Source organism: Nocardioides sp. (assembly GCF_036401255.1).
In the GTDB taxonomy this organism is placed as follows: Bacteria; Actinomycetota; Actinomycetes; order Propionibacteriales; family Nocardioidaceae; genus Nocardioides.
The window spans coordinates 1-10,248 of sequence record NZ_DASWVI010000466.1 but is presented as its reverse complement, the minus strand read 5'-3'; the positions used below and the strand labels follow the sequence as shown (position 1 = coordinate 10,248).

The 10,248-nt window shown below is 72.4% G+C and carries 10 protein-coding genes; 5 read left to right on the top strand and 5 right to left on the bottom strand.

The genetic code is table 11. The features are described 5' to 3' along the window. Together VGD85_RS21460 and VGD85_RS21455 are read left to right on the top strand one after the other, a co-directional pair. On the top strand, window positions 1–1,047 hold a 1,047-nt coding region (locus VGD85_RS21460), incomplete at its 5' end, for an LCP family protein (protein WP_331065468.1). Further along, a complete protein-coding gene (locus VGD85_RS21455; RefSeq protein WP_331065467.1) occupies window positions 1,044–1,919 on the top strand; it encodes a crotonase/enoyl-CoA hydratase family protein in 876 nt (291 codons plus the stop codon). The genes VGD85_RS21460 and VGD85_RS21455, both read left to right, overlap by 4 nt. Before the next feature lie 26 nt (window positions 1,920–1,945). Here the strand turns inward: VGD85_RS21455 and VGD85_RS21450 are convergent, their stop codons facing one another. Beyond that, window positions 1,946–2,731 carry a sigma-70 family RNA polymerase sigma factor gene (locus VGD85_RS21450; RefSeq protein WP_331065466.1) on the bottom strand — a complete coding sequence of 262 codons (786 nt, stop codon included), beginning with the start codon at window positions 2,729–2,731 and terminating at the stop codon, window positions 1,946–1,948. A 224-nt stretch (window positions 2,732–2,955) separates the two neighbouring features. On the opposite strand from VGD85_RS21450, the gene VGD85_RS21445 reads away from it, so the two are divergent. Then, the gene (locus VGD85_RS21445; RefSeq protein ID WP_331065465.1) at window positions 2,956–5,922 is read left to right on the top strand and encodes a hybrid sensor histidine kinase/response regulator; all 2,967 of its coding nucleotides are present in this window, start codon (window positions 2,956–2,958) and stop codon (window positions 5,920–5,922) included. Here VGD85_RS21445 and VGD85_RS21440 read toward each other — a convergent pair. The 3 genes from VGD85_RS21440 to VGD85_RS21430 form a co-directional block, all read right to left on the bottom strand. Next, entirely contained in the window at window positions 5,867–6,193 is a 327-nt protein-coding gene (locus VGD85_RS21440) for a plasmid stabilization protein (protein ID WP_331065464.1), read from the bottom strand. The two genes, VGD85_RS21445 and VGD85_RS21440, sit on opposite strands and share 56 nt — an antisense overlap. A 91-nt stretch (window positions 6,194–6,284) precedes the next feature. Beyond that, window positions 6,285–7,457, bottom strand: a complete 1,173-nt coding sequence (locus VGD85_RS21435) for an acyl-CoA dehydrogenase family protein (RefSeq protein ID WP_331065463.1) — start codon at window positions 7,455–7,457, stop codon at window positions 6,285–6,287. Window positions 7,458–7,581: 124 nt separating this feature from the next. Then, window positions 7,582–8,433 carry a hypothetical protein gene (locus tag VGD85_RS21430; protein WP_331065462.1) on the bottom strand — a complete coding sequence of 284 codons (852 nt, stop codon included), beginning with the start codon at window positions 8,431–8,433 and terminating at the stop codon, window positions 7,582–7,584. A gap of 159 nt (window positions 8,434–8,592) precedes the next feature. On the opposite strand from VGD85_RS21430, the gene VGD85_RS21425 reads away from it, so the two are divergent. Together VGD85_RS21425 and arfB are read left to right on the top strand one after the other, a co-directional pair. Further along, window positions 8,593–9,003 (top strand): CoA-binding protein, encoded by a 411-nt coding sequence (locus VGD85_RS21425; protein WP_331065461.1) that lies wholly within the window; start codon window positions 8,593–8,595, stop codon window positions 9,001–9,003. 7 nt (window positions 9,004–9,010) lie between these two features. After that, on the top strand, window positions 9,011–9,436 hold the full coding sequence (gene arfB / locus VGD85_RS21420) for an alternative ribosome rescue aminoacyl-tRNA hydrolase ArfB (protein ID WP_331065460.1): 426 nt from the start codon (window positions 9,011–9,013) through the stop codon (window positions 9,434–9,436). 101 nt (window positions 9,437–9,537) lie between these two features. Here arfB and VGD85_RS21415 read toward each other — a convergent pair. After that, window positions 9,538–10,248 (bottom strand): class I tRNA ligase family protein (locus VGD85_RS21415; RefSeq protein WP_331065459.1); only part of this gene is annotated, 711 nt, incomplete at its 5' end.

Here is a 10,248-nt window from a genome sequence, read left to right as displayed (position 1 = left end):
ACGCCGCAGCCGGGCCGCACGTCGCCGCCGCCGACCGGCCCCACGAGTCCGACGGGTCCGACCGGCCCCGCGGGCCGGCGCCCGCGGCGGCGCCGTGGACCGGCGTTCTGGCTGCGGATCGTGCTGGCGCTGCTGCTGGCCTGGGTCGCCTACCTGGTGATCGTGCCGCTGTGGGCCTGGAACAAGGTCGACCAGGTCGACTACGAGCCGTCCGGCGACCGCCCGGCCGACCAGCCCGGCACGACGTACCTGCTGGTCGGCAGCGACTCCCGCGCGGGCCTGTCGAAGGAGCAGCGCAAGGAGCTCGGCACCGGCAACGCCGCCGGCCAGCGCACCGACACGATCATGCTGCTGCACACCGGCGACGGCCCCAACCTCTTGATGTCCGTCCCGCGCGACTCGCTGGTCGACGTCCCGGGGCACGGCACGACGAAGATCAACGCGGCCTATGCGTACGGCGGCCCCAAGCTGCTGGTGCGCACCATCGAGGCCAACACCGGCATCCGCGTCGACGACTACGTCGAGATCGGCCTCGGCGGCCTCGCGGGGGTGGTCGACGCCGTCGGCGGCATCACGATCTGCCCGACGTTCGACATGGACGACAAGCTGGCGAACCTCCACATCAAGAAGGGCTGCCAGGAGGCCGACGGCCAGACCGCGCTCGGCTACGCGCGCTCGCGGCACACCGATCCCCGCTACGGCGACATCACCCGGGTCAAGCACCAGCGCGAGGTGGTGGCCGCGGTCGGGAGCAAGGTGTTCTCGCCGTGGACGTTCATCAACCCGGTGCGGTACTGGAAGCTCGCCAACGCCGTCCCCGACTTCTTCGCGTTCGGGAAGGGCACCGGCGCGACCCGCGCGGCGATGTGGGCGACGGCCATGCGCAGCGCGGACCTCAGCTGCGTGGTGCCGATCTCGGACCTGGCCGTGCACTGGGACCCCGATCGGTCCAAGCAGATGTTCCGCTACATCATCGAGGACAAGACCGGCGACATCCCCAAGACCCTGTGCACCCCGACGGGGTTGCCGAAGAGCGTCACCGGATGAGCTTCGAGACGCTGGACTGGTCCGTCGACGAGGACGGCATCGCCACCCTCACCCTCGACCGGCCCGACCAGCTCAACGCGTTCGACGTGACGATGGCGCGCGAGCTGGAGACGGTGTTCACCCGCGACGCCCGCGCCGACGACGTGCGCGCGGTCGTCGTCACCGGCGCGGGGCGGGCGTTCTGCGCGGGCATGGACCTGGCCATCGAGGGCAACGTCTTCGGGCTCGACGAGTCCCTCCGACCCACCCCGGAGGAGTTCCGGGCGGCGTACGCCGAGGAGCCGTACCACGACGGCGTGCGCGACACCGGCGGTCGCGTGACGCTCGCGATCCATGCGCTTCCCAAGCCGGTGATCGCGGCGATCAACGGACCGGCGGTCGGCATCGGGGCGACGATGACGCTGGCGATGGACCTCCGGCTGGCGTCGACCAGCGCGCGGATCGGCTTCGTCTTCGGCCGGCTCGGCATCGTCCCCGAGGCCGCCTCGACGTGGTTCCTGCCGCGCATCGTGGGCATCCAGCAGGCGTTGGAGTGGGTCTACTCCGCGGAGGTCCTGACGGCGGACGCGGCGTACGCCGGCCGGCTGGTGCGCAGCGTCCACGAGCCGGACGAGCTGGTGCCGGCGGCGTACGACCTCGCCCGGTCGTTCGTGGTCGGCCGCTCGCCCGCGGCGCTCGGGCTGGCCAAGCAGCTGCTCTACCGCAACAGCGCGGCCGCCGAGCCCCTCGAGGCGCACCTGTCGGACTCGCTGGCGATGTACTACACCTCGATCGGTGACGGCAAGGAGGGCGTGGCCGCCTTCCTGGAGAAGCGCGCGCCCGCGTTCACCGCTCGCGCCTCGCAGCTCCCGCGGATCTTCCCGCGGGCCTAGCGGCACTAGCCTCACGAGGGACCGCCCTAGGCGGCCGGCCCGCGCGAGGCGGCCGGGGTCTCCTCGGCGTCGGCGAGCAGCCGCTCGCGGAGCCGGGCCAGGATCCGGTTGAGCAGCCGGGAGACCTGCATCTGGGTCACACCGATGTCGACGCCGATCTCGGCCTGGGTGCGATTGCCGAAGAACCGCAGCTCGAGGATCCGGCGCTCGCGCGGGGTGAGCCCGCGCATCACCGCGGCCAGCGTCACCCGGGCCTCGGCCGTGTCGAACGCCGGGTCGACGCCACCGAGCCGCTCGCTGAGCGGGTCGTCGCCCTCGACGACGGGGACGTCGAGGGAGGTCGGGGCGAAGCAGCCGCTCGCGCCGAGCGCGTCGAGGACCTGGTCGAGCTCGACGCCGAGGTGGCGGGCGAGGTCTGAGGGGCGGGGCGAGCGGCCGAGCTCCTGGGCGAGGTCGCTCTCGGCCGCGAGCACCCGCGACTGCAGCTCCTGGATCGAGCGGGGCGGCCGCAGGGCCCACCCGAGGTCGCGGAAGTGCCGGCGCACCTCCCCGCGGATCGTCGGCACCGCGAAGGACAAGAAGTCGTGGCCGCGGCCCGGATCGAAGGCCCGGACGGCCTTCACCAGGCCGAGGTAGGCGACCTGGTCGAGGTCGTCGGTGGCGACCCCGCGTCCGCGGTAGCGGCGGGCGCAGTCGCTGGCGACGCCCATGTTCAGGCGGACCAGCTCGTCACGGATCCGGTCGGCCTCCTCGTCGGACGCCGTCTCCAGCTCCTCGAAGAGCCGGGTGGTGGCCTCGCGTCGGTGCTCCATCTCGCACCTCCTAAGGCGATGGGTGGGCTGCACAAGGGCGACCCACCTCCTCGATCGTCGCAGCGGACCGGCAGGCGCACACCACCCCTTCGGGCGACTGGCCGACCACGCAGACGTGTCGCGAAAACCCTTGGGTCGGCCCCTGGCCCGCCGAACAGTCAGGTGTCGGCGGCAGCGCCGGCCCTCGGACTCGGCGAGGCCACGACGGACGAATCCGAGGGAGGATGGAGCCAGCAGGCCCCACCGGCACCCGCGCCACGGCCCTGAGGGCCGGGGTCGTGCTCGCGTGCGCCGCCATCGGTCTCCACCTGCTGCTCGCGTCCGGCCTGCCGGGTGACCTGACGTACCTCGCCGCCGTCGGGGTGTTCGTGACGATCGCCGGTGTCGGCGTGTCCCGGCCGGAGCGGTCGAGCGCGTCGGTGCTCGTCGCCGCGGGCGTCGTCGTCTCGGCCCTCGGCGACGTCCTCGACCGCACGCTGTCGTGGGCCGGCGTCGGTGCGAGCGACTCGCTGTCCGCGCTGGCGTTCTTCGTCGGCTACCTCTTCCTCGGCGCCGCGCTCCTCGACCTGTTCGCGCCCTCCGACGCGCGGCGGCGCCTGCTGCGCGTCGACGCGTTCCTCGACGCGGCGACGATGGTCACGCTCGGCGTGATGCTGGTCTGGATCATGTCGTCGACCTCCGGGGCGTCCCATCCCGGGCAGAGCGTCAGCGAGCGAGCCCTCGAGGTGACCGCGCCGATCGCCGACCTGATCCTCCTGGTCTTCACGGCGCGCGGCATCGTCGTGAGCCGGGGCCGGTCGAGGACCAGCTGGCTGATGGCCGCCGGCGTCGGCGCGTGGCTGCTCACCGGCGTCGCGTACGTCGTCGTCGGCTCGACCCCGCCGGACCGGCTGGACACCGGCTGGCTGGTCGGGATGCTGCTGCTCGCACTGGCGACGAGACCTCGCGAGGACCCGGTCTGGGCGGCCGACCGGAGCGCCGCCGGGGTGAGCCGACCGGCACACGTGTCGATCGCGCTCGTGCTCGCCACCGTCCCGCTCGCCGTGCCGCCGGTCATCCACCTGATCACGCACCGCGACGACGGCACGCTGTACGCGCCGTACCTCGGCATGGGGCTGCTCCTGCTCATCACGCTGCTGCGGGTGGGCCGGCTCCTCGCCTCCGAGGCGGCGGCGCGTGAGGAGGTCGTCCGGAGCCGGCGCTACTTCCAGGAGCTGGCCGACAGCACGACCGACGCGATCATCGTCGTCGACGCACGGCTGCGGGTCGTGTTCTGCACCCGCAACGTCGAACGGCGCCTCGGCCCACCGCACCGGGACGGTCTCTTCCCCTGGATCGACGCCGTCGATCCTCGGCTGCACGCGGGCATCGAGGACGCGCTCGCGCGCACGCGCGAGCAGCCCGGTCTCGTCGTGCAGGAGGAGTTCGAGCTCGCCTCGGACCAGATGCCGGAGGGCCCGCAGCGGGTCTGGGTGCTCGCCCGCTTCGTCAACCTGCTCGACCAGCCCGACGTGCGCGGCATCGTGATCTCGCTCTCCGACTCGACCGCTCGCAAGCGGGCCGAGCTGGAGCTGGAACGCTCGCGCGACGCCGCCCTGGCCGGCTCCGAGGCGAAGTCGACGTTCCTCGCCACGATGAGCCACGAGATCCGCACTCCGCTCAACGGCGTCCTCGGGCTGACCGAGCTGATGCTGACCACCAGCCTGGACCGCCAGCAGGGCCGGTACGTCGAGGGCATCCGCGTGGCCGGCGAGGCCCTGCTCCAGGTCATCAACGACATCTTGGACTTCTCGAAGATCGAGGCGGGGCGTCTCGAGCTCGACGAGGTCGACTTCGAGCTGGCCCGGCTGCTCGACGAGACCGCGAGCCTGGTCGCGGGACCGGCCCAGGAGAAGGGCCTCGAGCTCGTCGTCTCGTGCGCGCCCGAGGTGCCGTTGGGGCTCCGGGGCGACCCGGTGCGGCTGCGGCAGGTGCTGCTCAACCTGGCCTCCAACGCGATCAAGTTCACGACGACGGGCGAGGTCGTGATCTCCGCGCGGCTCGACCGGCCCCTGGCCTCGGCGATCGCGGAGGTGCGTCTCGAGGTCGTCGACACGGGCATCGGCATCGACCCGGCCCAGCGCGAGCACCTCTTCGACGCCTTCACCCAGGCGGACTCCTCGACGACGCGGCGCTTCGGCGGCACCGGGCTGGGGCTGGCGATCTGCAAGCAGCTCGTGACGGCGATGGGCGGCCGGATCGGCGTCGAGCCGCGGCCCGACCCCGGCGGCAGCAGGTTCTGGGCGACGGTGCCGCTGCCCGTCGCCGCCGTACAGCCGCGGCCGCTGTCGGCGGACCGCGGCGCCTGGAACGGACTGCGGGTGCTCGTCGTCGACGACAGCGAGACCAGTCGCGAGCAGCTGTCCGCCCAGCTGTCCCGGTGGGGTCTCGTGGTCGACGAGGCCTCCTCGGGCACGGAGGCGCTGACGATCCTGCTCCGGGCCGCGTCGGCCGGCCGACCCCACGCCATCGCGCTGCTGGACCTGTCGATGCCGGAGATGAACGGCCTCGAGCTCGCCGCCCGCATCCGGGCGACACCGGAGCTGGCCGGCACGGCGAGCCTGCTGCTCACCTCGGGCACGCCGGTCTCCCCGGGCGCGGCGCTGCCGAGCGGCGTCGCCGGCCGGCTGGTCAAGCCGGTGCGCTCGGCCGCGCTGCACGAGACGATCTCGACGGTGCTCGCCCAGCGGCCGGCACCCGTGGCCGGGCCGGTCCCGTCGGCCGGCGGGGCCCGGGCACGGATCCTCGTGGTCGAGGACAGCGAGGTCAACCAGATGGTCGCCGTCGGCATCCTCGAGCAGCTGTCCTACGAAGCGACCGTGGCCGAGCACGGGCTCGCCGCCCTGGACGCCCTGCGCACCGGCGCGTTCGACGCCGTGCTGATGGACTGCCAGATGCCGACGATGGACGGCTACCAGGCGACCGCGGAGATCCGCAGGCTCGGCCTGGGCGGCCCGGGCCTGCCGGTGATCGCCATGACCGCGGCGGCCGTCGCCGGCGACCGGGAACGCTGCCTGGCCGCCGGCATGGACGACTACATCAGCAAGCCGGTCACCAGCGCCGGCGTCGCCGCGGTGCTCGAGCGGTGGCTGCCGGTCAGCGGCCCACCGCCCTCTCCAGCTCGGCCTTGTTCATCGACGAGCGGCCCTTGATGTTCTTGCGCCTGGCCTCCTCGTAGAGCTGGTCGCGGGTGCGACCACCGGAGCCCCGGTGGGACCGCAGACCGCCGCGCCTCGAGGACGAGATGTCCTCGGTGGAGGTGCGGCTGCGCTCGCGCGCCTCGCCGCTGCGGGCCCGCTCCTTGTTCACGGTGCGGGCCGCGATCTCCTCGGCCACGTCCTCGCTGCGACCACGCTCCTCGAGCCCGTCCTTGATGTGCTCGTACTGCCGTTCGCGCTTGTTGCTCCACTGCTGCTGGGGCATGTCCTGACCTCCTCGCGTGTGCTGGCCAGGAGGTACCCGCCCGGCCCGGACCGGATGCGCGTGCGCCATCGGGTCCGGGCCGGGTCGTTCGTCAGATCTTGGACTGCACCCCGGCAAGGAGCTGGCGGGCCATCACGATCCGCTGCACCTGGTTGGTGCCCTCGTAGATCTGGGTGATCTTCGCGTCGCGCATCATCCGCTCGACGGGGTAGTCGCGGGTGTAGCCGTAGCCGCCGAGGACCTGGACGGCGTCGGTGGTGACCTCCATCGCCACGTCGCTGGCGAAGCACTTCGCGGCCGCGCCGAAGAACGTCAGGTCGGAGTCGCCGCGCTCGGACTTGCCGGCCGCGGCGTACGTCATCTGGCGCGCGGCCTCGACCTTCATGCCCATGTCGGCGAGCAGGAACTGCAGGCCCTGGAAGTCGCTGATCGGCTTGCCGAACTGCTTGCGCTCCTGGGCATAGCCGAGCGCGTAGTCCAGCGCGCCCTGGGCGATGCCGACCGCCTGGGCGGCGATCGTGACGCGGGTGTGGTCGAGGGTGCGCATCGCGGTCTCGAAGCCGGTGCCCTCGGCGCCGATCATCCGGTCCGCGGGGATGCGGACGTTGTCGAGGTAGACCTCGCGGGTCGGGGAGCCCTTGATGCCGAGCTTCTTCTCCGGCGCGCCGAAGCTGATGCCCTCGTCGGACTTCTCCACGACGAACGCGCTGATGCCGCGCGAGCGCTTCTCGGGGTCGGTCACCGCCATCACCGTGTAGTACTCCGACTCGCCCGCGTTGGTGATCCAGCGCTTGACGCCGTTGAGCACCCAGGTGTCGCCGTCGCGGACCGCGCGGGTCTTCATGCCCACGGCGTCGGAGCCGGCGTCCGGCTCGGACAGGCAGTAGGAGAACCCGCCGTCGCCGCGCGCGAGAGCGCCGAGGTACTTCTGCTTCAGCTCCTCCGAGCCGGCGATCTGGATCGGCAGCGACCCGAGCTTGTTGACGGCCGGGATCAGGCTGCTCGACGCGCAGGCCCGGGCGACCTCCTCGATGATGATCACGGTCGCGAGCGCGTCGGCCCCGGCCCCGCCGTACTGCTCGGGGACGTGCGGGGCGTGGAAGTCGGCGGCGACCAGCGCGTCGGCCGCCTCCTGCGGGTAGCGGGCGTGCTCGTCGACGTCGGCGGCGTACGGCGCGATCTTGGCGTCACAGACGGCGCGGGCGGCCTCGCGGACCGCCTGGTGCTCCTCGGAGAGGGCGAAGAGAGGGTAGTCGGAGCTCATGGCCGGGACTCTACTCGCGGGTAATGCCGAGGTCCGGGTCCGGGCATGCGAACGCCCGGCCGGGGCAGAACCCGGCCGGGCGTCGGCGGTGTCGAGCAGGTGTCGCTCAGGTGGAGCTAGCGGGTCACTTGACCTTGAGGGAGGTCTTCGAACCCTGGGTGTAGCCGTCGCCCTTGTAGATCAGGGTGAGCTTCTTGCCCTTGGCGCTCTTGGGCAGGGCGAAGACGGCCTTGCCCTTCTTCAGGGCCTTGGTGGCGATCTTCTTGGTGCCGAGCTTCGCGATGACCTTGCCGGCGGGGACGACGTCGTCACCGACACGGGTCACCGCCGCCGTGGCCTTGTAGCCCTTGGCGGTCTTGGCGACCTTGCCAGCGGTGCCCGAGACGCCCTTGGTGACCTGCACCGAGCCGAGGTCACCCGGCGCGTCGGACGCGCACGCGATCGTGGCGGGGATGGGGCCCGAACCCATGTCGATGGTGGTGTCCATCGTGAAGGCACTCGGAAGCATTGCCTTGTACGTGCCCGCCGGCGGCAGGGTGAACGGCTGGTTCGCCGCGGTGCCGAGCACCGTCGCGGATCCGTCCTCGTGGACCGTGGGCGCACCGAACGCGATGGGAGCCGCGATCGAGGTCGAGCCCAGGCCGACCGCGTAGTCCGTCGCGTCGGCGTGGTCGACCTTGTAGTTCGCCAGGGCGGCTCCGGTCGGCGAGGGGATCGTCAGCGTCGCGTCGAGAGCGAGCAGGCCGCCCGGGAAGCTCTGGCCCGCGGTCGCGGTCGGCGGGATCACCGGCGTCGACACGACCAGGTTGAACGTGCCGAGGGGCGACTGGATCGGGCTGGACAGCGCGCAGGCGTAGTCGGTGCTGGCCTCAACCGCGTTGGCCGCGACGGTGGTCGCGCCGACCAGCGCGCTCGCAGCAAGGGCCGACGTGGCGCCGGCGACCGCGGTGCGGGTGAGAAGACTGCGGAGATTCATGAAAGTGCTCCCTCCCGAGCAACTCAGATCGCGCCGCCACTCGGCGACGCGAGACCGGGTCACCGTAACCCCTCCCGAACGTGACGGAGGCCATAACCCCCGAACTGGTGCGATCTTGCGACTTCCTGCCGACTTCGACGCCCGGCCTAGGCTGGGTCCATGGCTGATTGGCAGGACCCGGAGTGGGTCCGGTTCATGCTCGACGACTGCGAGACCTGGGCCGTCGTGGGGCTCTCGGGCGACCCGGGGCGCACGGCGTACTCCATCGCGTCACTGCTCCAGCAGCGCGGCAAGCGGATCGTCCCCGTCCACCCGTCGGCGCCGACGGTGCTCGGCGAGCAGGGCTACCCGAGCCTCGCCGACATCCCGTTCCCGGTCGACGTCGTCGACGGGTTCCGGCGCTCGGAGGCGGCCGGGGAGTTCGCCGACCAGGCCGTGGCGATCGGCGCGAAGGGCGTGTGGTTCCAGCTCGGCGTGGTCGACGAGGAGGCCTTCGCGCGGACGACGCAGGCGGGCGTCGCGATGGTCATGGACACCTGCCCCGCCATCGAGTGGCGCAAGCGGGGATGAGCCGGGGATGAGTCTGGCGGTCCCGCCGGGGCCCGGGATCCCGGCCGGCCTGGAGATCCCCGACGCGGAGCTCGTCGAGCGGTTCTCGCGCTCCCCCGGTCCCGGCGGCCAGTCGGTGAACACCACCGACAGCCGCGTCGAGCTCGAGTACGACGCCGCCACGTCGACCGCGCTCACCGAGGCCCAGCGGGCGCGGGTGGTCGGCCGGCTCGGCTCGCCGGTGCGCATCGTCGCCACCGAGCACCGCGGGCAGCACCGCAACCGGGTCGCTGCCCGCGAGCGGCTCGCGGCGATGCTCCGCGAGGCACTGGCGCCGCCTCCCCCGCCTCGGCGCCCCACCAAGCCGACCCGCGGCTCCCAGCGCCGCCGCCTCGAGGCCAAGAAGCAGCGAGGCCAGACGAAGGCGCTGCGCGGGCGGGTGCGGGACGCCTGACCGCGGCACCGGTCGCTCGTCGAGACACCAGGAATGGCTGCGACACGCCGGGGGCGAGCAGCCATTTCTGGTGTCTCGACGCGAGACGACCCGCCCCGGACTCAACCCCCGAGCCGGGCCAGCTCCTCGTCGACGACCGACGGGTCGAGCTTGGTGAAGATCGGGGTCGGCTTGACCACCGGAGTGCCGGGGACGATCGGGCGACGCTCCCAGGCGGGGAAGCCGGAGTACTCGCCGGTGATGATCGGGTACGGCGCGCCGCCGTCCAGGTCGTCGACCTCCTCCAGGCGCGGCATCGGGGCGAGGTCGCCCGCACCGCCCAGTGCCCGGTCGACCTCGTTGGCCGAGAACGGCAGGAACGGGCTGAGCACCAGGTTGAGGTCCGCCACGCACTGCGCGACGACGTGCAGGATCGTGCCGAGCCGATCGCGCTGGTCGTCACCCTTGAGCTTCCACGGCTCGGTGTCCGAGACGTACTTGTTCACCTCCGCGACCGCGCGCATCGCCTCGCCGATCGCCTGCTTCTGCCGGTGTCGGCCGATCAGGTCGCCGACGACGTCGAACGTCGCGGCGACCGAGTCCAGCAGCGCCTGGTCCTCGGCGGTGAGGTCGCCCGCCTTGGGGATCTCGCCGAAGTTCTTGGCGATCAGGTTCGCCGTGCGGTTGACCAGGTTGCCCCAGCCGGCCACCAGCTCGTCGTTGGTGCGGCGCACGAACTCCGACCAGGTGAAGTCGGAGTCCTGGTTCTCCGGTCCGGCGGCGGCCACGAAGTAGCGGAACGCGTCGGGCTGGTAGCGGCTGAGCAGGTCACG

Coding starts and splice junctions, on each gene's coding strand:
- VGD85_RS21425 (WP_331065461.1), top strand. CDS start 8,593: ATGGCTGATTGGCAGGACCCGGAGTGGGTCCGGTTCATGCTCGACGAC.
- VGD85_RS21440 (WP_331065464.1), bottom strand. CDS start 6,193: ATGCCCCAGCAGCAGTGGAGCAACAAGCGCGAACGGCAGTACGAGCAC.
- VGD85_RS21445 (WP_331065465.1), top strand. CDS start 2,956: ATGGAGCCAGCAGGCCCCACCGGCACCCGCGCCACGGCCCTGAGGGCC.
- arfB (WP_331065460.1), top strand. CDS start 9,011: ATGAGTCTGGCGGTCCCGCCGGGGCCCGGGATCCCGGCCGGCCTGGAG.
- VGD85_RS21455 (WP_331065467.1), top strand. CDS start 1,044: ATGAGCTTCGAGACGCTGGACTGGTCCGTCGACGAGGACGGCATCGCC.
- VGD85_RS21435 (WP_331065463.1), bottom strand. CDS start 7,457: ATGAGCTCCGACTACCCTCTCTTCGCCCTCTCCGAGGAGCACCAGGCG.
- VGD85_RS21430 (WP_331065462.1), bottom strand. CDS start 8,433: ATGAATCTCCGCAGTCTTCTCACCCGCACCGCGGTCGCCGGCGCCACG.
- VGD85_RS21450 (WP_331065466.1), bottom strand. CDS start 2,731: ATGGAGCACCGACGCGAGGCCACCACCCGGCTCTTCGAGGAGCTGGAG.